The 21,773-nt window shown below is 62.8% G+C and carries 22 protein-coding genes; 8 read left to right on the top strand and 14 right to left on the bottom strand.

Features of this window, described 5'->3' with window-relative positions; genetic code table 11:
- Positions 1-445: 445 nt before the first annotated feature.
- From V5735_RS12380 to V5735_RS12370, 3 genes are all read right to left on the bottom strand, one after another.
- Complete coding sequence (locus V5735_RS12380; protein ID WP_423743798.1) at positions 446-1,576, bottom strand: ORC1-type DNA replication protein; 1,131 nt, start codon at positions 1,574-1,576, stop codon at positions 446-448.
- Between the two features lie 75 nt (positions 1,577-1,651).
- Entirely contained in the window at positions 1,652-1,810 is a 159-nt protein-coding gene (locus V5735_RS12375; protein WP_007976456.1) for a DUF1059 domain-containing protein, read from the bottom strand.
- A 74-nt stretch (positions 1,811-1,884) separates the two neighbouring features.
- A complete protein-coding gene (locus V5735_RS12370) occupies positions 1,885-3,858 on the bottom strand; it encodes a MutS-related protein (protein WP_423743797.1) in 1,974 nt (657 codons plus the stop codon).
- A 156-nt stretch (positions 3,859-4,014) separates the two neighbouring features.
- Between V5735_RS12370 and larE the strand changes: the two genes are divergently transcribed.
- Positions 4,015-4,962 (top strand): ATP-dependent sacrificial sulfur transferase LarE, encoded by a 948-nt coding sequence (gene larE, locus V5735_RS12365; protein WP_423743796.1) that lies wholly within the window; start codon positions 4,015-4,017, stop codon positions 4,960-4,962.
- Between the two features lie 213 nt (positions 4,963-5,175).
- Here larE and tatC read toward each other — a convergent pair whose 3' ends face one another.
- Positions 5,176-6,030: a twin-arginine translocase subunit TatC gene (gene tatC / locus V5735_RS12360; protein WP_423743795.1), complete on the bottom strand. Its 855-nt coding sequence runs from the start codon at positions 6,028-6,030 to the stop codon at positions 5,176-5,178.
- 94 nt (positions 6,031-6,124) lie between these two features.
- Here tatC and V5735_RS12355 point away from each other — a divergent pair, with 94 nt between their 5' ends.
- From V5735_RS12355 to V5735_RS12345, 3 genes are read left to right on the top strand one after another with little or no spacing between them, the layout of a single operon-like run.
- Positions 6,125-8,371, top strand: coding sequence for a twin-arginine translocase subunit TatC (locus tag V5735_RS12355; RefSeq protein ID WP_423743794.1), 2,247 nt, complete (start codon positions 6,125-6,127; stop codon positions 8,369-8,371).
- A 36-nt stretch (positions 8,372-8,407) separates the two neighbouring features.
- Positions 8,408-8,581: a ribbon-helix-helix domain-containing protein gene (locus V5735_RS12350; RefSeq protein WP_007976451.1), complete on the top strand. Its 174-nt coding sequence runs from the start codon at positions 8,408-8,410 to the stop codon at positions 8,579-8,581.
- Entirely contained in the window at positions 8,574-9,302 is a 729-nt protein-coding gene (locus V5735_RS12345; RefSeq protein ID WP_423743793.1) for a queuosine precursor transporter, read from the top strand. Before V5735_RS12350 ends, V5735_RS12345 begins: the two co-directional genes overlap by 8 nt.
- Positions 9,303-9,311: 9 nt before the next feature.
- On the opposite strand, the gene V5735_RS12340 is transcribed toward V5735_RS12345, so the two are convergent.
- Complete coding sequence (locus tag V5735_RS12340; protein WP_423743792.1) at positions 9,312-10,076, bottom strand: 23S rRNA (uridine(2552)-2'-O)-methyltransferase; 765 nt, start codon at positions 10,074-10,076, stop codon at positions 9,312-9,314.
- Positions 10,077-10,175: 99 nt separating this feature from the next.
- On the bottom strand, positions 10,176-10,331 hold the full coding sequence (locus V5735_RS12335; protein ID WP_007976446.1) for a hypothetical protein: 156 nt from the start codon (positions 10,329-10,331) through the stop codon (positions 10,176-10,178).
- A gap of 197 nt (positions 10,332-10,528) precedes the next feature.
- Here V5735_RS12335 and V5735_RS12330 point away from each other — a divergent pair, with 197 nt between their 5' ends.
- Entirely contained in the window at positions 10,529-11,272 is a 744-nt protein-coding gene (locus V5735_RS12330) for a DNA polymerase sliding clamp (RefSeq protein ID WP_423743791.1), read from the top strand.
- Between the two features lie 30 nt (positions 11,273-11,302).
- On the opposite strand, the gene V5735_RS12325 is transcribed toward V5735_RS12330, so the two are convergent.
- Entirely contained in the window at positions 11,303-11,890 is a 588-nt protein-coding gene (locus tag V5735_RS12325) for a DUF7474 family protein (RefSeq protein ID WP_423743790.1), read from the bottom strand.
- 146 nt (positions 11,891-12,036) lie between these two features.
- On the opposite strand from V5735_RS12325, the gene V5735_RS12320 reads away from it, so the two are divergent.
- Positions 12,037-13,101, top strand: coding sequence for a DNA primase (locus tag V5735_RS12320; protein WP_423743789.1), 1,065 nt, complete (start codon positions 12,037-12,039; stop codon positions 13,099-13,101).
- On the opposite strand, the gene V5735_RS12315 is transcribed toward V5735_RS12320, so the two are convergent.
- On the bottom strand, positions 13,098-13,301 hold the full coding sequence (locus V5735_RS12315) for a DUF7472 family protein (RefSeq protein WP_423743788.1): 204 nt from the start codon (positions 13,299-13,301) through the stop codon (positions 13,098-13,100). The two genes, V5735_RS12320 and V5735_RS12315, sit on opposite strands and share 4 nt — an antisense overlap.
- Positions 13,302-13,533: 232 nt before the next feature.
- Here V5735_RS12315 and V5735_RS12310 point away from each other — a divergent pair, with 232 nt between their 5' ends.
- Positions 13,534-14,217 carry an SWIM zinc finger family protein gene (locus V5735_RS12310; RefSeq protein ID WP_423743787.1) on the top strand — a complete coding sequence of 228 codons (684 nt, stop codon included), beginning with the start codon at positions 13,534-13,536 and terminating at the stop codon, positions 14,215-14,217.
- A 46-nt stretch (positions 14,218-14,263) separates the two neighbouring features.
- Here the strand turns inward: V5735_RS12310 and hjc are convergent, their stop codons facing one another.
- The 5 genes from hjc to V5735_RS12285 all read right to left on the bottom strand — a co-directional run bounded on the left by hjc (position 14,264) and on the right by V5735_RS12285 (position 19,530).
- Positions 14,264-14,752: a Holliday junction resolvase Hjc gene (hjc, locus tag V5735_RS12305; RefSeq protein WP_423743786.1), complete on the bottom strand. Its 489-nt coding sequence runs from the start codon at positions 14,750-14,752 to the stop codon at positions 14,264-14,266.
- 76 nt (positions 14,753-14,828) lie between these two features.
- Complete coding sequence (locus tag V5735_RS12300) at positions 14,829-15,899, bottom strand: hypothetical protein (protein ID WP_423743785.1); 1,071 nt, start codon at positions 15,897-15,899, stop codon at positions 14,829-14,831.
- A gap of 119 nt (positions 15,900-16,018) precedes the next feature.
- Positions 16,019-17,302, bottom strand: a complete 1,284-nt coding sequence (locus tag V5735_RS12295; protein WP_423743784.1) for an adenosylhomocysteinase — start codon at positions 17,300-17,302, stop codon at positions 16,019-16,021.
- Positions 17,303-17,353: 51 nt separating this feature from the next.
- Positions 17,354-18,046 carry a hypothetical protein gene (locus V5735_RS12290; RefSeq protein WP_423743783.1) on the bottom strand — a complete coding sequence of 231 codons (693 nt, stop codon included), beginning with the start codon at positions 18,044-18,046 and terminating at the stop codon, positions 17,354-17,356.
- Positions 18,047-18,237: 191 nt separating this feature from the next.
- Positions 18,238-19,530 carry an amidohydrolase gene (locus tag V5735_RS12285; RefSeq protein WP_423743782.1) on the bottom strand — a complete coding sequence of 431 codons (1,293 nt, stop codon included), beginning with the start codon at positions 19,528-19,530 and terminating at the stop codon, positions 18,238-18,240.
- A 158-nt stretch (positions 19,531-19,688) separates the two neighbouring features.
- Between V5735_RS12285 and hisG the strand changes: the two genes are divergently transcribed.
- Positions 19,689-20,537 (top strand): ATP phosphoribosyltransferase, encoded by an 849-nt coding sequence (gene hisG / locus V5735_RS12280; RefSeq protein ID WP_423743781.1) that lies wholly within the window; start codon positions 19,689-19,691, stop codon positions 20,535-20,537.
- Positions 20,538-20,690: 153 nt separating this feature from the next.
- Here hisG and V5735_RS12275 read toward each other — a convergent pair whose 3' ends face one another.
- Positions 20,691-21,740: an AAA family ATPase gene (locus tag V5735_RS12275; RefSeq protein WP_423743780.1), complete on the bottom strand. Its 1,050-nt coding sequence runs from the start codon at positions 21,738-21,740 to the stop codon at positions 20,691-20,693.
- Between the last annotated feature and the right edge of the window lie 33 nt (positions 21,741-21,773).

Below are 21,773 nucleotides of genomic sequence, written 5' to 3'. Positions count from 1 at the left end.
TGATGAGACACCCGATTCCAATACCGGTATTCACCGTATAGAATGCGCGTTTATCCGTTCGACTACATCATACTTGACTGCAAAAGAAAAGGCGGGGAGAATGAGTCCGAGAAGGATAGTATTGAACCGAACCGTTTTCATCGCCTTATTGTCTATCTCTCGGATCCACTTCACTTGCCCTTCGACCGTTTTCCGTGCCTCTCGTTGTATCGTACGGTTTCGATACCACGACTGATGATATTTCGGTAATCCCTGCTCGGGATAGGAGATACGTTTGAGAAACTCCGTTGCCCACTTTTTGCGGGCTACTGGTCGTTGTTCGGTCCGTTCGTCGTTTCCTACAGAAGCCCGTTCTCCGTCATTCATGAAATAGTCGTGCTTACCTATTCATTGGAGACGTGACTATCATAAATATATCGTACAATAGACTTATCACCACACTGTCTCAGTCGTCCAACCGCGCCAACACGGCTTCGGGGTCGTATCGCAGCGACAGCGACCGCGACCGCCCGCGACCATCGACGTTGGTGTATGTGGCGTCGATGATGCCGAGTTGGTCCACCTTGTTGATGATTTCGGAATATCGGGTGTAGCCCAAGTCGGTCTCCTCGTGGAACACGTCGTACACCTCGCCAGCCTGTTCGCCGTCGTGTTCGGCGATGACGCGGACGAGCTCGACCTCGTTTTCGCTCAAGGCGTGCAGGCTATGGGAGAGGTGGACGAACTTGGATTTCTCGTAGGCGTCCTCCACGTCCTGCAGGCTCACGGTTCGGCTGGCGCGCATCTCGGCGTTCAGGCCCGCCCGCCGGAGGAGGTCGATGCCGACGCGAAGGTCGCCGCTCTCGGCGGTGAGTTCGGCGACGCGCTCCAGCACGTCCGGGCCGATGACGCCCTCGTGGAAGCCGCGTTTGACGCGCTCGCCGAGGATATCCACAATCTCCTGTCGGTCGTAGACCGGGAAGTACACGTCCTCGGGGCGGAAGACGCTCTGGACGCGGGTGTCGAGTTCCTCGATGACGTCGAGGTTGAGGTCGGAGGAGACGACGATGACGCCGATTTTCGCCCCGCTGTGGGCCTCGTGAGCGCGAAGGAGCGAGTAGAGCGTATCGGATGCTTCTCCCTCGTAGAACAGGTAGTTCACGTCGTCCAGCGCGACGACGAGCACCTCGTCCTCCTCCACCAGTTTGTCCGTGATTTGGCGGAACAGCTTCTTGAACGAGATGCCGCTGGACGGCGGTTCGTAGTCGAATATCCCCTCGAAGATGCGCGAGAAAATGGCGTATCGCGTCGAATCCACCTGACAGTTGACGCGAACCGTCCGAACGTCGGTTTGGGCCGACAGTTCGTCGAACAGTTTCTGTACGGATGTCGTCTTGCCAGTCCCCGGCGGTCCGCGCGCCATGACGTTGAGTGGGCGCGACCCGCGAACTGCTGGCCGAAGCGCGTATTGTAGGCTCTGTGTCTGGGATTCGCGGTGTTTGAACGTCTCCGGGACGTAGTCGATTTCGAAGACGTGCTCCTCGCGGAACACCGACTCGTCCCACGACAACATCCCCTCTTCGGGGTCGTCTGCCATCACTTTCACCACGCTCCCGTAGCTACTTAATCCTTCGCCAGAGACAAAAGAGCCGACGAACGGCCGTTTGAGCGACTAGCTTTGCTCTATCGCACCTTGGACGTCGTTTCGGTCCATCGACATACCGTGCTTTTCTCGGGCGTGTTCCTGCACCATATCGACGATTTCTTGCTCGTCGTCGGCCCGTACCATAAAGTCACAATCCTGTTGCGTACATTCGAACTGGTGTGCCATGTGAAATCTCTCCTCCCCCCGGCGGGGCACAAACGGGAACGTCAGCCTCGTAGGTAACAGTTCTGGCTGTCGGGCTACTCGAACTTCGCCAGCAGTCGGTCGTAAAACCCGTTCTCGCCGCCGTCGGCCAGCTTTTCCACGATGAGTTCGGGAGTCGAGCGCGCGAGGTGGTCTTTCACCGGGGAGCGTTCGACCACGAGTTCGCCGTCGACCAGTCCTTTGGCTTCGATGCCGTCCACCGCCACGTCGTACCGCGCCACGTCCCGAATCTCGTCGGCGAGGTGGGAGACGAACACGCCGGTCACGTCGCGCTCGCCGAGTTCCTCCAGAATTCCCGCGATTATCTTCGCGCTCGCGCCGGGTTCGGTGATGCTTTCGAGTTCGTCCACGAGCACGAGGCGGCCCGCCCGCCCGTCGGCGAGGGCCGCGAACTCCCGGAGCGTGCTCTCGAACGCCCCTGCGTCGAGGGTCCCCTGCGTCTTGCCGTGGTAGTGCAGTTCCTCGAACCGTCGCAAGCGAACCGAGTCCGCCGGAACCGGCAGGCCCATGTGGGCGAGGATGACGACGAGCGCCACGAGGTCGAGCGTTGACGTCTTCCCGCCGCTGTTGACCCCCGAGAGCAGGGCCACGCCCGAGACGCCGTAATCGACCGGTTCGACGGCGGCGAACTCCACGTCGAGGAGGGGTGAACGCCCGGCCGCGATGTCGAACCCGTCGCCGTCGAAGTCGGGCACGACGCACTCGAAGTCGTGGGCGAACCGGGCGACGGCGAGTTCCACGTCCAGTTCGAGCGCGGCGCGAACGAGTTCTTCCGCCGCCTCGCGCTCGTCCGCGAGTTCGCGGGCGAGTTCGCGCTTGTGTCGCGCCGCCCGCCGCGACTTTTCGGCTTCCAGTCGTTCACGGAGCCGCGAAATCACGCTCTCGTCGTGCTCCACGGGAAACGTCGGGTCCTCCGGGAACGCCTGGCGCGCGAGTTCGGTTTCACCGGCGTCCAGCGCCAGCGTCTCGACCAAATGCTCGCGGGCGGCCTCGACGGCGGCGTCGTACTCGTCGCCCAACTCGCGCGAGAGGAGCGAATCGACGCCCGCACCGCGCTCGACCAGCGAGAGCAGGTCGGAGCCTTCGATGGTCACGTCCCGCTCCCGAATCGCCTCCCGAAGTCGGTCGTTGGCGACGTTTTCGGCCATCGAAACGGCGGCGTCCAAGTCGGCGATGGCGTCCGTCAACCGAGCGAGTTCCGCGTCGCCCGTCACCCCGCCGTCGGCGGTGACGCGGGCGAGTGCGGACTCCAACCCGTCGATGTCGAGCGGCGCGTCCATCCCCGCGACGCGGTGGACTTCGGCGGCGGCGAGCAGGGTGTCCCGGTTCGCGGCGAAGAAGGCGAGCGGACGCTCGGGGACGAGTTCCGCCGGGGTTTCCAGCGCACCCGGTTCGACGCGAACGTCCCCGTCGATAGCGACGCCCGCGAACGCCTCGTCCAGCGCGACGACGGTGGAGTACCCGCGCGCGAGTTCCGCCAGTTCCCGCGTGTCCTCCACGACTTCGACGGGCAGTTCGGGAATCACCTCGCGCGCTTTCGCGTACCGCTCGGCGTCGGTCGTCGCCAGACAGCGGTCGGTGACCCGAACGCCTTGCGGGGCCGAGAGCGGTTCGACGTCGGCCAACGCCTCCCGAACGTCCGCCGTCGGCGTTCGCTCCATCGCCGCGCGCGTGAACGCCTGTACCTCCTCGATTCTGGATGCGGCGGAACTGGGATACAGCGTTTCGAGACGCTTTTTCGCGTACGTCGTGACGGCCCGCGCTTTCACGAGCGAGAGGACATCGCGGTACAACTCCCGCGCCCTGTCTGTGGCGAGAAAGCCGCCGTCGTCGTCGTGTCGAATCCTGATGGCACCGCGCGCGATGGCAGCGGCCCGCCCTTCCGTGATTCCCGGCGCTCGCGCCAACGTGGCGACATCGCCGGTTTCCAACGCTCGCTCGGCGTCGTCGAGTTCCGCGAGCGCGTCCGCGGTCTTCGCACCGACGCCGGGTACCGCCTCAAGGTCCATTCGCTCCGTGATATTGCGTCATACATAAAAAACGTTCCCGACGTGCATCGGCGAAAAGACGGTTCCGCACCCGAAGTGAAGCGTCGAATCGAATCGAACTGCGACGACACGGACGCGTGACGAGGCGCTTTTGCCCGTTCGCAACAATCACGAGGTATGCCAACCGTCGAGGAGAAACTGGCCGCCGCGAAGGCAGACCTCGCGGAGCGCGACGGCGTGCTCGTCGCGTTCAGCGGTGGAGTCGATTCGAGCGTCGTCGCCGCTATCGCCCACGATGCGCTGGGAGACGATGCCGTCGCGTGCACCGCGAAGAGCGAAACCCTGCCCGAGGCCGAACTCGGGGACGCAAATCGGGTCGCCGACGAAATCGGAATCCGCCACGTCATCGCCGAGTTCAGCGAGTTGGACGACCCGAACTTCGTCGAGAACGGCGACGACCGCTGTTATCACTGCCGGACGATGCGCCTCGGCGCGATGTTCGACAAGGCGGCCGAACTCGACATCGATATCGTCTGCGACGGGACGAACGCCGACGACGTATCCGCGGGGCACCGCCCCGGCCTCCGCGCCGTCGAGGAGTTGGACGCCTACTCGCCGCTCCTCCAACACGATATCTCGAAGGACGAGGTCCGGGAAATCGCGGAAGCGTACGACCTCTCCGTCGCCGACAAACCCGCGATGGCATGTCTCTCCTCGCGCATCCCGACCGGTTTGGAAGTGACCGAGGAACGCCTCTCCCGAATCGAACGCGCCGAAACGGTGCTCCGCCAGTGGGGATTCACCCAGTTCCGCGTCCGCGACCACGACGGACTGGCGCGCATCGAAATCGGCGAGGACGAGCTATCGCGGGCGCTGGACGAGGAGTTCGTCCGCGCCGCACGGGACCACCTGACGGACCTCGGATTCGAACACGTCACGCTCGACTTGCACGGCTATCGCACCGGGAGTGTGAGTCCGGAAGGCGATGCCGACGAGGCATCGAACGGCGAGCAGGGAGGGACGACCCGCGAGCGAGCGGGCGGCGATGCGCACGAGTCGGAATCGCAAAGCGAACCGCTGGTCGAAGACGTGTTCAGCACCGAGTATCCGACCGGTGGTCGGTAGAAAGCAGCGTCGGGCGTTCGCACCCGAAGGGTGGCAGTCTGCTGGCACGCGAACTGCGGTCTGTAGCTGCTGGCACGCGAGCTAAGGGCAGGCACGAACGCTACCGCTTCGTTGGAGACAAACTCCCTTAGTTATAACCCGGTTACGAACGTCGAAAGGTGCCATTGTGTGATTCCGAATATTCGAGGAGGACGAGAGAACGGTTCGAAACCGTCACTTGCCCGTCCATTTCAGGAGGAGCAAGGTGCCTTCGAACAGGCCGACCATCGTGATGGCGACGAGGAACGGGGCCATCCCGGTCGGGTCGGGGCTGAACAGGAACGCGAATCCGGCGAACGCACCCCAGAAGTACAGCCGTCGGTTGGCCATCCACTGGCGCGTCGTCAGGCCCATCATGATGGCGAGCATGATGAGGAGCGGAATCTGGAAGACGACGGCCAACACGCCCATCATCATCAGGATGAGGTTGAACGTCTTCGTCAGACCGAACGCGATGGCGACGTTCGCGCTCTGTGTGTACGACAGGAAGTAGGTGAAGATGGCGGGAAGGATGAGGAAGTACGCGAAGCTGACACCGACGAACGCGAGGACGAGGCTCGTCGGAACCGCCGCGAGGTAGTACCGACGCTCGTTCGGGTAGAGACCGGGGCGCATGAAGAGGTACGTCTCGTACACCATGACGGGGAGGGCGATGATGAGACCCGCGAGGCTGGCGACCTTGAGTTTCGTCATCACGAGCGCCAGCGGCGCGTAGAGCCGCGGTCGGGTTTCGGGACCGACCGGCAGAATCTGGTTCCAGAGGAAGTTGATGACGTGGTCCGCGAACGGGAGGGTGATGAGACTCACGACGCCAGCGACGACGAGAACGATGGCGAGCCGTTTTATCATCTCCTCCACGTGGTCGGCGAGCGGCATCTCCTCGTCGTCCATCGGCTGGCTCGGCCGCTCGACTGCTGGCTCCGGGTCCTCGGGCGCATACAGGTTCTCGTCCGGCGGCTCCGGCGCTTCTTCCGACGCCGGAACGTTCGAGATATTACTGCCTGCCGTCGCCTCCGATTCTTCGCCCATTCACCCGAGGATAAGCAGCCGAGTTATTATAGGCTTTCTTCATCTTGCGAGACGAGAAGATTGATAACTGGCAGGGGGTTACCATTCTCAAGCAATGTCTACCTCGGGGAACAGTCTCATCGACGAGGATACCGCCAACACCGTCGCTTCCGGGCGAGAAACCATCGGAGCGATGCTGTCGACGGCACAGACGCACCTGCAGAAAGTCTTCATCGTGTTCGTTCTCGGCTTCATCGGCATGTTCTACGCCATGTCGATGGTGGTGTGGCCGTTCCTGCGCGACGTGACGACCTCCGGGATGTCACAGAAAGTGATGCAACACGTCGAAATCGTCGCGGTGACGCCGTTCGACGTCATTCTCCTCCAAGCGAAAATAGCGATGTTCTCCGGGATCGTTCTCGCCATCCCCGTTTTGCTTTATCTCGGTCGTGATTCGATTCGGCAACGCGAATGGTATCCCGAATTCTCCATTTCCTACTGGAAGATAATCCCGCTGGTCGCCCTCGCGGCGGCGCTGTTCATCGGCGGGCTAGCCTACGGGTACTCCGTCTATCTCCCGCTGATGTTCCAGTTCCTCGCCAAGAACGCGGTGCAGGCGAACCTGAGTCCGAAGTACGGTATCGTCCAGTGGACCGAGTTCGTCCTCATCATCTCGCTTTCGTTCGGGCTGGCCGCGGAACTGCCGCTCATCATGAGCGGCCTCAGTTACTCGGGTATCGTGAAGTACGAGACGTTCCGCGACAAGTGGCGCTACGCAATCCTCACCATCTTCGTCTTCGGCGCGGTCGCGTCCCCACCGGACCCGTTCACGCAGGTCATGTGGGCGATTCCGCTCGTCATCCTCTACGGATTCAGTCTCTATCTGTCGAAGATCCTCGTCACCATCAAGCGCGGGAGCAGCGAGGTGAACATCGGGAAAACGATGGTCGAACGGTGGAACTACCTCCTCGGTATCGCGCTCATCGCCGGTGGCGCGACGTACCTGTTCTTCAGCCGAGTCGGGGTCAGCTACGTGAACGGCCAACTGCTTCCTGCACTTCCGGCCGAGTTCCGACCCGCGGCGTTCTCCCCCATCGAGGAGGCGTTGGGCATGCCGCGCGGGACGGCCATCCTCCTCGTCGCGGGGGCCGTCGCGCTGGTCGCGCTCGTCGTCGCCGCCCTCTATTACCTGTTCGTCTCGCTCGAAGCGAACGCCGCAGTCGGCCAGCAGCGCGGTGGCGCACCGGCCGCAATCGACATCGAACAGCTCGACGCCGCCGGGGTTCGAGCCGCTCCGCCCGAAGTGTTCACCGAGATGGACGAGGGCGAGTCGCTCGACTACGCCCGTGCCGCGATGGAGGCCGACCAACCCGAGAAGGCGCAGGCCATCTTCGACCGTTTCGACGAAGCGAACGCCGAAGATGAAGAAGAAGCGGAAGCCGCGGAGGCGGACTCGGAGGTCCGCGAGGCGGAGGGCGCACCGCTCGCCGAGGACGTCGCCCAGCAACCGAGCCAAGAGACTCAAGAGGAGGGCAACGTCCTCCAGCGCACCGCCGCGGGCGTGACGAACGCGTTCACGGAAGACGAGACGACAGAGGACGACATCGGCGGTTACTACTACGACTTCGCGTTCATCCTCCAGAGCCTCACGTCGAAGTTCTTCCGCATCGTCGGCGTGTTCATGCTCGTTCTCGCCAGCGTGTTCGTCTACCTGTATCAGGGCGGCATCGGCGACATCAACAGCGACTTCACGAGCCGTGTGCCGCAGTCGATACTGGCGAACGGCCAACAGCTCAACGTCGTCACCCTGCACCCGGTCGAGGCGCTCATCTTCGAAGTGAAGATAAGCACCCTGCTCGCCGCCGTGTCGGTGCTCCCGATGGTGCTCTACTACAGTTGGCCCGCGATGAAGGAGCGAAAACTCGTCAGGGGCAACCGCAACGTGTTCTTCCTGTGGGGCGGCACGCTGTTCGTCGGACTCATCGCCGGGAGCTACATCGGCTACACCATCGTCGCTCCGAACATCATCTCGTGGCTCGTTACCGACGCCCACAACGCCGAGATGCTCATCTACTACCGGGTGAAGGCGTTCTTCTGGCTCGTGTTCCTCACCACGGTCGGCATCGGGTTGCTCGCCGACGTGCCGGTGACGATGTTCCTGTTCCACTGGGCCGGAATCGTCCCGTTCGAGTCGATGTTCGAGTACTGGCGTCCGGTCGTCATCGGCGTCTTCACCGTCGCCGCGCTGGTGACCCCCGACAGCCTCTACACGATGTTCCTCGTCGCCATCCCCGTCTCCGTCGCGTACATCTTCGGGCTGAGCGTCCTCTGGGTAGGAACGATCGGCGGACGACGCGCCTGACGCTGGGCTTAAGTATTCCTCCCGGAATATCCCGGTATGACCAAGATAAGCGTCGAAGTGCCCGACGAACTCCTCTCCGATTTGGACGACCACGTGGGCGACGACGGCAAGTTCGTCAACAGGAGCGAGGCGATTCGCGCCTCGATTCGGAAGATGCTGGACATTCTGGACGAAATCGACGAACGCCACGGGAGACTGGAAGATGACTGAGCGGCGAGACGCTCACTCGGTACTGGCCACCGGACAACTCGGCCTCACCGCGCTGTTCGTGACGGCGCTCGTGACGGCACAGCTCACGGCGGCGAAGGTGCTCCAGTTCACCATTCCGCTCACCCTGCCGATTACGGGCGACGCGCTCGTCCTGCCGGGGGCGGCGCTGGCCTACGCGCTGACCTTCTTCGCCTCCGACTGCTACGCCGAGGTGTACGGCCGGAAGGCGGCCCAGCGACTCGTCAACGTCGCCTTCGTCATGATATTCGTCATGCTGGTGCTCGTCTGGTCCACCATCGAAGCGCCCGCCGCGCAGAACAGCGTGGACCCCGCCAAGTTCCGCACCGTCCTCAGCGCGAGCACGAACATCGTCGTCGGAAGCCTCTGTGCCTACGTCGTCAGTCAGAACTGGGACGTCATCGTCTTCCACCGAATCCGCGACCTCACCGACGGCGACCACCTCTGGGCTCGCAACATCGGGTCCACGGCGAGCAGTCAGGCAATCGATACCGTCATCTTCGTCGGCGTCGCGTTCTACGCGCTCCCGCGCTTCGCCGGTATCGGGCCGATACTCCCGAAGAACGTCATCCTCTCGCTCATCGTCGGCCAGTACGTCTTCAAACTGTTCGTCGCGCTGCTCGACACGCCGTTCGTCTACGCCGTCGTCGGGTTTCTCCGGTCGCAAACGTCCGCAAGTAGGGTGCCGAGTTCGGCCGACTGAACGCGGACTTCAGTCTCGGTCCAATCGCTGTGCGAAGCCGAACTTCGGTTTCACGTCATCGACGCGGATTTCGACCGTCTCTCCCTCCTCGGTGTTCGGAACGAACAACGTGTACTCCTCGACTTTCGCCACGCCGTCGCCTTCGCTCCCCACGCCTTCGATGGTCACTTCGAGGGTGTCGCCGGGTCTGACGGGCGCGGTGAGGCGTTTCCGGGCGACGAGGTAGACCTCGGAGGACTCGTCGCGCGAGGCGTCGGGACTCATGGTTCGAACGTACTCGAACTCGGGTTCCATGTCCTCGCGCAGGTCGTCCAAGTCCGGGCCTTGGAACACCTTGACCACGAAGTCGCCGCCGGAATCGAGGAGTTCGAGCGCCGTCTCGAACGCCTGTCGGGCGAGGTACACCGAGCGAGCGTGGTCGAGGCTGTACTCGCCGGTCATGTTCGGTGCCATGTCCGAGAGAACGACGTCGGCGGACCCGGCGACGTCGATGACCTCCTCTTGGGTTTCCTCCTCGGTCATGTCGCCGCGGATGGTTTCCACGCCGTCGATGTCCTTGATTCGCTGGAGGTCCACGCCGATGACGGTTCCGTCGTCGCCGACCTCCTCGGCGGCGACTTGGAGCCAGCCGCCGGGGGCCGCTCCGAGGTCCACGACCGTCTCGCCCTCGTGGAGGAGGTGTGTGGATTCGTCCAACTGCTTGAGTTTGTAGGCCGCCCGCGATCGGTAGCCTTGCTGCTTGGATTTGTTGTAGTAGTGGTCTTTACGGGCCATTCGTTGTGAGACGGTTGTCTACGCGGATGTTTACGCCCTTCGTTCGTCGCCCCGTCGCTGGCCGTTACGACGCAAAATGAATAATTAGCCGACGGGAAACTACCCGTCTCGATACTCACACTCGGCCTGATGCCGAATGAGATCCGATTTGTTCTTTCCACCGACGAAGACCTTCTTCTTACAGTAATTACAGACTCCCCATCGCGGGTCGTCTTCGTCGAGCGTGTATTCTTCCGGCCGCCACTCCTGCGACATATACGTTCAGAATACCTTCTAGCGTAAAACGTTTATCAAAAATCTTTATATTATCTACTGTAATAATTGTGGAGGCGCGGTGAGTTTAACTCCGGGCGCTCCCGGTTCCTATCCTCTGTCCGTCGTTCCTGCAACGTTGCACCTCGCGCGCGCGAACGGGTGACTTTTTATGCCACCCTTTCATAGGAATCACCAACATGTTCAAGGCTATCGTGAGCGCGGATACGCTCCGGACGACGATCGATTCCGTGGGCGTTCTGGTGGATGAATGTAAAATCCACCTCGAGGAGGATGGCCTCACCATCAAGGCAGTGGACCCGGCCAACGTCGGAATGGTGGACCTCCAACTCGATTCCGAAGCGTTCGAATCCTACGAGGCTGACGGGGGCGTCCTCGGCGTCAACCTCGACCGTCTCGAAAGCATCGCTGGCATGGCCAGTTCCGACCAACTCATCGAGATGGAGTTGGACGAAGAGACGCGCAAACTCCACATCAAAATCGACGGACTCGAATACACCCTCGCGCTCATCGACCCCGATTCCATCCGCCAAGAACCGGACATCCCGGATCTCGACCTCTCGGCGACCATCGTCGTCGAAGGGTCCGACATCGACCGCGCGGTCAAAGCCGCCGACATGGTTTCCGACCACATCGCCCTCGGCGTGAACGAGGACGACGAGATATTCTACGTCGAAGCCGAAGGCGACACCGACAACGTCGACCTGAAACTCGACCGCGACGACCTCATCGACCTCACGACCGGTCCCGCCCACTCCCTGTTCAGCCTCGACTATCTCAAGGATATGAACAAGGCAATCCCGAACGACGGCGAAGTGGCCATCGACCTCGGCGAGGAGTTCCCCGTCAAGCTTCACTTCGAAATCGCGGAAGGAATGGGCGACGTGACCTACATGCTCGCGCCGCGTATCCAGAGCGACTGAGGAAGCGCCGACTCGATTCGATTTTCGCTTCTACAGGTTCCGGTCGATGACCGCCTTCGCCGACTGGGCTTTCTCCTTCCACCCGTACCCGGCCTCGTAGACGTGCCGCTTGGTTTCGACCAGTTCCTCCGGTGAAGACTCCTCGAAACCGCCGCGTCCCCACGTTCCGCTCTTGTGGAGCCACTCGACGACGTTCTCGCGCGTCTCGGGCCACGACAGGCCGACCATCTCGTACCACGCTATCATGGCGAAGACGGCGTTGTCGTGACAGCCCGGAACGCTTCCCTTCTCGTAAATCGTCCGCATCGGCTCGAAGCTTGGCTCCGAGACTGTCTCGCGGAACTCGTCGGCGGTGAGGAGGCGTACGGTTCCGTCGCTCTCCACGACCCGCTTTTCGTGACGAAGGCGGTCGAGCGCCGCGACGTGCGTGGCGTTCCACCGGCCGTGCACCGCGTCGCGGAGTTCCTCCTCCGTCACCGAATCGGCGGAGAGCACCGCGATGATATCGGTATACGCTTTCTCGATGTCCGTCCACGGCTCCCCGTCGAACCGGCAGTCCGGGCCGTGAAGGTTCGTCGTCGTTCGACAGTCGGGGCACGGATAAGCGAAGCGTGGCACGAACCCCGCTTCTCACGCCGCGGTAATAGGTGATTGGATTCGGCCGAACCGGGGAAACGCGGGATTTCCGCGGCGGTCGAGTCGGGGAAATCTCGCGTTACCGCGCGACCGTCGCGTTTATCGGGCACCGCTCGAAAAGGCGATTAATGAATTCGCTCCATGCCCGATACCCGTTTCTCGCGTCCGCTCGCGAGGCGGTTCGGGACGCGAACCTCGACCTCGCGGCAGTCATCGCGGGGGAGGGCGACCGCCACCCGGCAGTCGAGCGCGGCGTGGAGCGCGTGCGACGGGCGCTCCTCGACGGGACCGTGCGCGCGCCGGACGACGGGCGGCGCTGGTCGACGTCGGCGGAGGTGCTTTCGTACCCCATCGCCCGGATGTTGGTGTCGCTCCTCGACGCGCCGGGAGCGGTCGAGAAGTACGCCAACGCCGAGGCGACGACGGCCTACGAGCGGTTCACCGCCGACTTCGAGACGCCGGACGACGGGCTGAAAAGCACGCGGGGCACGTCGCTCACGCTCGAAACGTTCCTCGCCGATTTCGACCTCGACGACGACGTGGTGACCCGTCGTGACGGGTTCGGCGTGGCCGTCTCGACCTACATCTCGCTCGCCCGGGAGTTCGGCGACGAGTGGCGACTCGTGACGCGTCAACTCGACGATGGCGTCGTGGTCGTCTCGCAGGCGGAGCTACACGAACTGCTTCGGACGGCGGTCGAAATACGCATCGCCGACGACCTTCCCCTTCCCGTCCCCGACGAAATCGGCGCGACGCTCGCCGACGAACTGTCGGAACTGGAGTCGTCGTTCACCGACGCCGATTTCTCCCACGACATCGATACGCTCGCACCGGAACTGTTCCCGCCGTGTATGTCGGCACTGCTCGCGCGCGCTCGTGACGCGGAGTCGCTTCCCGCACACTCCGAGTTCACGCTCGTCTCGTTTCTCACGAGCATCGGACTCGACGCGGACGAAATTCTCTCGCTCTGTGAAGTTCGGTCGTCGGGACGCGCGGACCGGTTACGCGCCCGAATCGAACGACTCCGGGACGAACGGACGACGCAGTTCGCGCCGCCGAGTTGCGCGACGCTCCAAGCGTACGGGGACTGTGTGAACAAGGACGAACGATGTGAGACGGTGACGCATCCGCTCGTCTACTACGAAGACGCGCTGGACGAAAGCGGTACCGTGACAGATTGGCGCGACCGTTAGTACTGGTTGGCCAGCCAGAAACCGACGCCCGTCATGACGAGAACGAAGAGCGTGATGACGCCGACCATTTCGAGCGCACCCGCTCCCGTGATGCCGCCGGCCTCAAACTGCGAGCCGACGATAAACATCGCTACGATAAAGAAGCCAACTGACACGACGGAGACGACGATGTCGCGGAGCGTATCGCCCTCGATATCCATGTTCTGGATTTCCGGGGGTTACATCAAAAGTTCTCCGTTTCGAAGTCGGTGTCGTGAATCGTCGTCATTTCGTGACACCACGCGGTGCGAACGGGAGAACGCGTTCGATGCTTGCGCTGACAGATGAAAGCCTTAGGGTCATTCGGCACGTACGATAATACGTCGAAACCGCCGCTGTGTGGTCGGAACGCGCCGATTTTCGTCGTCCGGTTTCACGTCGGAGGAAGCACCCATGATAGACACAGCCGCTTCCGGAAAAGTATCGCTGACGCCGCTGGCCGAGACCGAGGAGACCGACCCGCGGTCCCAACGCGCCAGAGCGGAGCGCATGTCCGTCACGCCGCTCGGTGGCGGACTGTACGAAGTCGAAAGCCAGAGCGACAACACGTACTTCGTCGACCTGCTCGGCGGTCGTTGCACCTGCCCAGACCACATGATGCGAGGGGTTCGGTGCAAACACCTCCGACGGGTCGCAATCGAGATTAACGAAGGGCGCGTCCCACCGCCGGGAAAGGAGGCGGTCGAGTGCGCGAGATGCGAGTCGGTCGTCTTCGTGGACGAGAAGACGGCGGCCGCCGGGCCGCACTTCTGTGACCGCTGCCGACTGGAGCCCGGCGAACCCGTGGTCGACCGCGCGACAGGCGACCTGTTGGTCGTCGTCGACATGACCGACTATCGGGCCAGCCAAGTCGAGGTTCCGGGCCGCGACTGCACCGTCGCGGAGTACCCGGCGAACGAGGGCTACCCGGCGGACGACCCCGTGGTCGAAGTGCTCTACCCGATTCCGTCGGGCCTTCGTCCCGAACAGGTCGAGCCGCGTCACGTGCGGCGCTACTCGTTCCCGCGTTCTCGGCTCCAACGCCCCGAGCGTCCGGGGAATCAGTCGGAACTGTCCGACTTCCCGGAACTGAAGTAGTCGAACCGGTTTCTCGGTTTTTTCGACCCCGACCGCGGAGCGAAGGCTACTCCAAAATCTCCGTCGCCTCGTCCACCGAGAGGACCCCCTGTTCGACCGCGTGGAGGACGTCTGAGACGCTGTGTTTCGACGCCTCGTCCTCGTCGTCTTTCCACAACTCGTCCATCGTCTCACCCTCGTCCAGCGCGGTTTCCTTCTTGACCCGGTAGTTCCCGCCCTTCGTCTGGTGGACGTCAGCCGGGTGGAAGAAGTACCAGTCCTCTCGGTCGAAGCGGACGCCGATTTTCGGCTTTGCGCCGAAGTTCTGTGAGAAGTACACCAGCGCTTCGACCTCCTCGCCCGTCAGATAGATGGGGTCGCCCGCGCTCGATTTCGCCTCGATAGCGTAGAACGCGTTCCCGTTTCCGGCCAGCACGTCCGGCAGTTCGCGCTGCGTTGCCCCCCCGCTCGCGGGAGCGCGCATGACCGCGAATCCCGTGTCGTCGAGCCTGTTGACGAGTTCGCGCTCCCGCCTGTCACCTTTCCGATTCGCCATGTTGTTCGGTTCGACCTCTCGCACGCACCGACTTAGTTTCCCGCTTTTCGCCCGACGGAGCGGGGATAGTGACGGTTCAGAGTCGGGGGGAGACCTTCCACTGACTCGCTATCTCCCAGCTCGATTCGTCCGTTTCGACGATTTTTACGTCCACCGCTTCCCACCCGAAGTCGCGCCCCTCGTCCGTCGCCCGCAGTCGCGCACCGACGCGGTACCACCCCGATGCGGACGGCGTAAACCACATTTCAGCGTGGTCGCCGTCGCACTCGCTGTCCCAGTCGATGGCACCGACGCCGGGAAGGTCGTCCTCCGTCGCGTCCGCGGAGCCGATGTGTCCGACCCCGCAATCGCTCACGACCGCATCGTACTCGTCGAGTTCGTTGTCGTGCCGGTCGTGCCACGCCGCGTACCGCCCGCCGTGCCACTTGAACCGCCCGTTCCGTCCGACGAACGCGCTCGTCCCGCTACCGCGACGACCGGACTTCGTTTTCCCGTCTCCCTTTCCGGTGCCGTTTTTCGGCTTCCCCTTCCCGTTCTTTCCCTTCTTTCCGCTCCCACTTTTTCCGCTCTTTCCACCGCTACTCCTCCCGCCCCCACTACCACCGCTACCGCCCCGTCCGCTTCCACTTCTTCCGCTTCGTCCACTCCGACCGCTCCGTCCGCCGCCGCTTCGACCTCCCCTACCCCGTCCGGCGGCGACGCCGACGGGGAGGAGGGAACCGGGCGACAGACTATCCATCCACGTCCGGGAACTTTCTTCGTCGGTAGTCGTCGTGCTCTCGACAGTCGTTCGCGTCGTCGTGTTCTCCGCTTCCGTGTGCGTCGCCATCGTCGTAGTCGTCGTCCCCGAACCGATTCGGGCTTGGACAACGGGGTTCGCTTCGAACGTGACAACGACGGTTTCCCGTCCGTCGCCGGATTCGATGGCTGCGAACACTTCGGACTCGCGGGGTGGCGCTTCGAGCGCCGGGTCGCTTCCGTCCGGTTCGGCGGTATCGGAATCGTCCCACGCGTTACCCTCGTTCGACGCAACCTCGTCGGTGGTGTATCCGGCGAAGTTGGTGTCGGTACTCGAATCGGTACACCCGGCGGCACCGACACCGACGGCGAGCGGAACGCTCTTCTGGAGGAACTGGCGGCGTTGCATACGTCCGTTTGAAAAAGGAGACGGTAAATATTTGTTGAACGACAGCTCGGACGAAGAACGAAAACCCGACTCGACGCAACTCGACTCGAATTGCTCTCGATACGGGGAGAAAAACGGTGTTACGTCCCGTGCTGCCAGCTACCCATGTACTCCTTCTGGTCGTCCGAGAGGGAGTCGAACTCCACGCCGTCCGCGTCGAGTTTGATTTCCGCGATTTCCTTGTCGAGTTCGTCGGGCACCTCGTGGACACCGGCGTCGTATTTCTCGCCGTTTTCGACCATCTCGCGGACGCAGACGGACTGCACGCCGAAGCTCTGGTCCATGACCTCGACCGGGTGACCCAGCGCGATGGGCGCGGCGAGGTTGACGAGGCGACCCTCGGCGATGACGTTGAGTCGGCGGCCGTCTTCCATCTCGTACTCGTGAACGCCGTCGCGGGCGTCGCGCTCGGCGACGGCGAGGTCCGCGAGGTCGTTGAGGTTGACTTCCACGTCGAAGTGCCCCGCGTTGGCGAGGAGAACGCCGTCCTTCATGACCTCGAAGTGCTCCTTCGTGATGACGTCGCGGTTGCCCGTCGTCGTGATGAACACGTCGCCGACTTCGGCGGCCTCGGCCATCGGCATCACGTCGTAGCCCTCCATGTGGGCTTCGAGCGCGCGGCGCGGTTCGACTTCGGTGACGATGACGTTCGCGTTCTGGCCCGCCGCCTTCTTCGCGACGCCCTTGCCGCAGTAGCCGTAGCCGCCGACGACGACGTTCTTCCCGGCCCACGAGAGGTTGGTCGTCATGGCGATGGTCGCCAGGGACGACTCGCCGGTGCCGTGTACGTTGTCGAACAGGCGTTTCATCGGCGTGTCGTTGACGGCGAAGACGGGGTAGTCGAGCGCGCCGTCCTCGTCCATCGCGCGGAGTCGGTGCACGCCGGTCGTCGTCTCCTCGCAGCCGCCGACGACGGTTTCGATGAGTTCGGGGTGGTCCTCGTGGATGGCCGCAACCATGTCCATGCCGTCGTCCACCGTGATGGTGGGTTCGAGGTCGATGACGGACTCGATGGCCTCGTAGTAGCCCTCGTCGTCCACGCCGCGCTTCGCGTAGCAGGTGATGTTCGGGTGTTCGTCCAGCGCGGCACTCACGTCGTCGTGGGTCGAGAGCGGGTTACAACCGGTGACGGCGACTTCCGCGCCACCCTCCGCGAGCGTCTCGACGAGAACCGCGGTCTTCGCCTCGACGTGCATCGCCATGCCGATTCGCTGGCCGTCCAGCGGTTTGTCGGCGACGAACTCCTCCTGAATCGTCGTCATTATCGGCATGTGCTGGCGCGCCCAATCCATCTTGCGGTGCCCCTCGGCGCGAGCGGACTCAACGTCGTCCAACTGCTCGCTTATCGGCGGATAAGTTCCCATACGTTCGAGATGGGCGAGCGCGTTCAAAACGGTACCGAAGGCGGTCAACGCCTATTCGTCGGAGTCGGTGCCGCGGTCGTCGTGGCCCGTCTTCCCCTTGTCGTATCCCTGTTTGTGGCCGTTGTCACCGCCGTTTCCGGGGTGGTCGTCGCGGCCGTTTCCGGGGTGGTCACCGTCGGTTCCGTGTCCCTGTTCGTGTTCCGCATCGCGGCCGTTTCCGGGGTGGTCGTCGGCGTCGTGGCTCGACTTCGCGTGGTCGGCCTTCTTCTGTGCACCGGGGTTGTGGGACGTCACCCACGTCGAGATGACTCTCCCCGGGTGTTTCACGTCCTCGCCCGAGAGCAGTTTGTGGACGAACGAGGAGACACCGTGACCGAAGGAGTCGTCGGATTCGACATCCTCGTTCGCGGGCGCGACCAGCGCGACGGTCGTCGAATCGGTCAGATTCCCTTTCGTCGCCACGACGTGAATGGTGGTGTTGTTCGCAGGAGTCGGTAGTGCAATGGTCCCGTTTTCGTCGGTGGTGTAACTCCCGGCACCCGCGTAGGTGGAGTTGTTGAGCGCCTCGACGGAGACCGAAGCGTTCTCGGCCGCCGTTCCGTTCGTGGTCACAGTCACGACGACGCTCTCGGTTTGGGAGACACCGACCGTCAGTCCGTCAGTGCCAGTCGTTGCAAAGGCGGGCGCGGCGACGGAAAGCAGCACCGTCGCCGCGAGCAGTATCGCAAATCGTTTTGCTGTCATGCGATTTCTCCCACCGGGGATACCCCCATAAATCCCGATTCCCGTTTGGCATCGTTATATTTGTACATAAATAGTTCAGAGAACGCTAGAGAGTTTAAAAACCGATATAATCGTTCAATTTACCATTGTTGACAATTTCGTAGAATGTATCCTCAGTCGTAAAATAGTCTCCGTGAGCGAACCGCATCTATCTACTCGGTAGCGCGTTCGACGAGTTCCTTCGCCCGCTTTTCTGCGTTTTCCAGCACCGATCCTTCGTCCAGCGTAAGTGGTTCCCTATCTGCCATTAGGACGGTCCCGTCACAAATCGTATGTCTCACGTCGCTGCCGCGCGCGGCGTAGGCGAGGTGACTCACGAGGTCGTGATGGGGGACGAGGTGGGCCGACGACAGGTCGATTACGGCGAGGTCGGCGTTCGCACCCTCCTCGATGCGGCCGCTGTCGAACCCGAGGGCGGTCGCGCTTCCGCGTGTCGCCATCTCCACGACCGACTCGGCGGCGACCGCGCTGGCGTCGTTCGCGGCGAGTTTCCCGAGCATGGCTGCGTCTCGCATCTCGCCAAACATGTCGAGGTCGTTGTTCGACGCCGCGCCGTCCGTCCCGAGTCCGACCGTGACGCCCGCGTCCAACATCGCCTGCACGGGGGCCATCCCGCTGGCGAGTTTCATGTTCGAGGCCGGGCAGTGGATGACGCCCGTGCCCGTCTCCGCCAGCAGGTCGATTTCCGTGGTGTTGACGTGGACGCCGTGGGCGACGAAATCCGACGAGCCGGTCATATCCATCTCGCGGGCGTATTCGAGCGGTCGTTTCCCGCGCCCCTCGACGATGGGGGCAACCTCGTCGCGGGTTTCGTTGGCGTGGTAGTGGAGCGGGACGCCGAGGTCACGCGTGCGGGGGATGTAGTCGTCCAGATACTCCTCGCCGACCGTCGTGAGGCTGTGCGGCATCACGGCCGTTCTGATGCGGCCGCCCGCCGCGCCGTCGAACTCCTCGGCGATGGCGAGGCTCGTCTCGAAGTCCTCGCGGGCGACTTCCTCGTCCTTTCCGACGGTCACCACGCCGTGACCGATTCGGGCGCGAAGCCCCGCCTCCTCGACGGCTTCGGCAACCTCGTCGACCTCGAAGTACATGTCCGCGAAGCCGGTCGTCCCGGATTTAATCATCTCCAGTATGCCGAGTTCGGTCCCGGCACGCACGTCCTCCGGCGTCAGGGCGGCCTCGACCGGCCACACGTCCTCGCGGAGCCACGAATCGAGCGGTTTATCGTCCGCATACCCGCGAAGGAGCGTCATCGCGGCGTGACAGTGGGCGTTCACGAGACCCGGAATCACGAGACCGTCGCTGGCGTCCAGCGTCTCGTCGGCGTCCACGACGTCGCCGACGGCGAGAATCGTCCCGTCGTCCTGGTCTATCAGCACGTCGGCGCGTTCGACGGTCATGTCCGGTCGCAGTACCTGCCCCCCGGCGATTCGGAGCGTCGTCATGGCTCGGGGTTGTCGTCCCTCTCGCATGACTCTGGTGGATTGGAGTCCCCGACACGACTCTGGTGGGTTGGAGTCCGCGATACGGTACGTTGTATCACGATTTGCAGTTTGAACCGGGAAAGCAAGAGTAATCCGTCTGGCCGACCGAACCCGAGATAATGCGAATCGCGGTCCCTAACAAGGGCAGGTTGCACGACCCGTCGATGGAATTGCTCGAACACGCCGGGCTACATGTCGTGGACGGTGCGGACCGCAAACTGTACGCGAATACCGTCGACCCGGACGTGACGCTGTTGTTCGCCCGGGCCGCCGATATCCCGGAGTACGTGAGCGACGGCGCCGCCGACATCGGCATCACCGGTCTCGACCAGATGCGGGAGGCGAACCCCGGCAACGTTTCGGACCTCCTCGATTTGGGCTACGGCCAGTGTCGGCTCGTGTTGGCAGCGCCCGAGGAGGGAGACATTAACGAAGTCGCCGACCTCGCGGGAAAAACCGTCGCCACCGAGTTTCCGAGCGTCGCGGAGCAGTACTTCGCCGAAACCGAAGTATCGCCCGAAATCGTGGAGGTCTCGGGTGCGACGGAACTCACCCCGCACGTCGATATGGCCGACGCCATCATCGACATCACGAGCACCGGGACGACGCTGAAGGTCAACCGCCTCGGCATCATCGACGAGGTGCTGTCGAGTTCGGTTCGGCTGTTCGCCCGCGAGGACGTGGTGGGCGACGATAAAGTCGAACAGGTCACGATGGCGCTTCAGTCGGTCATCTCCGCGGAGGGCAAGCGCTACCTCATGATGAACGCACCCGAGGACAAACTCGACGAGATTCGGGACGTGATTCCCGGTCTCGGCGGGCCGACGGTCATGGACATCGCCGGAAACGGCAAGGTCGCCGTCCATACCGTCGTCGACGAGCGGGACGTGTTCGAGACCATCAACGAGGTCAAGGGACTCGGTGCCAGCGGCATCCTCGTGACGGAAATCGAACGTCTCGTGGACTGACGAACGCTTCAGTTCGGCGGCTATTTTGTTTTGCTATCCTTCGTGCGTCCGCGAACGTAGAAGAGGAGAATGACCGGAGAAGAAACAGAGAGAACGACTGGAAAGAAACAGAGAGAACGACCGGAGGAGAAGCGGACAGGACCGGCCCGATTTCTACGCGCCCAACTCGGCCAGCAGATGGGAAAGCTGTAGCCGGTCGCTCGTTCCCTGTGCCAAGTCCATGTCTATTTCCGCCGCGAGGACGACCAGTTCTGCCAGTTCGTCGCCCGAATAGCGGTTCTGCCTGAACGCGTCCATGATGGCTTCGAGCACCTCCTCGCCGCTGTAGCCGTCGTCCACGAGCAGGTCGTCCAAGTCCTTGCGGGCGTCGTTGAAATCGCCGCGCTCGGCCTTATCGAGCATGTCGCTGATGCGCCCGCTGATACCGAACTCGCGGATGACTTCGTAGTCGTCGCTGTGAACCCGACCCTCCTGTTCGTACAGCAGTTGCGCGTACAGGATGGCCCTGCGAACGTCGCCTTTCACGTAGGCGGAGATGAACTGAACCCCGTCTTCGTCGTACTCGACTCCCTCGTCGTCCAGAATCGACCGGAGGACGTCCTCGATTTCGCCGCCGGTCGGTTTGCGCATCGAAACGGGGAAACAGCGGGATTTGATGGGCGGAATGAGTTTCGTCGGTTGGCGCGTGGTGATGACGAACTGGGTCGTCTCGTGGTACTGCTCCATCACGCGGCGGAGCGCCTGCTGGAAGTCCTCGCGGATGGATTCGGCGTTGTCGAGGACGATGGTCTTGTACGAACCCGTCGATGGCGCGTAGCCCGCGTACTCCTTGAGGACGTGGTTTATCATCTCGCGCTTCGACCAGTTGCGCTTGTACTTCTTTTTGCCCGAGCCCTGCCGATACTGTTTCGAGAACTCGGTCTGACCTTGCAGGAAGTTGGAAAATCGGGGGTCTTCCCGAATCTCCTTTTTCGTCCGGTCGAAGAAGTCCGCGACGTTGATCTCCACGAGGTCGTTGTCCGGGTCGTCGTGTGCCTCGCGTGCCAATGCGCGCACGGCGGCGGTCTTCCCGCTCCCTTCCGGGCCGTGAAGAACGAGGTTTATCGGCTCGTTCACCGCCCGCTCCAGATAGTCGCGTACCTCCGGTTGGGGCAGGTCGGCGAGGTCGGGCGCGTGCGTTTGGGTCCACAGCGGCGACTCCATTGGGAATCGGTAGGGGGTCGCCGGACAAGAATC

It is taken from the genome of Haladaptatus sp. SPP-AMP-3 (assembly GCF_049568665.1).
Classification (GTDB): domain Archaea; phylum Halobacteriota; class Halobacteria; order Halobacteriales; family Haladaptataceae; genus Haladaptatus; species Haladaptatus paucihalophilus.
This window is presented reverse-complemented; position numbering and strand designations above follow the sequence as displayed.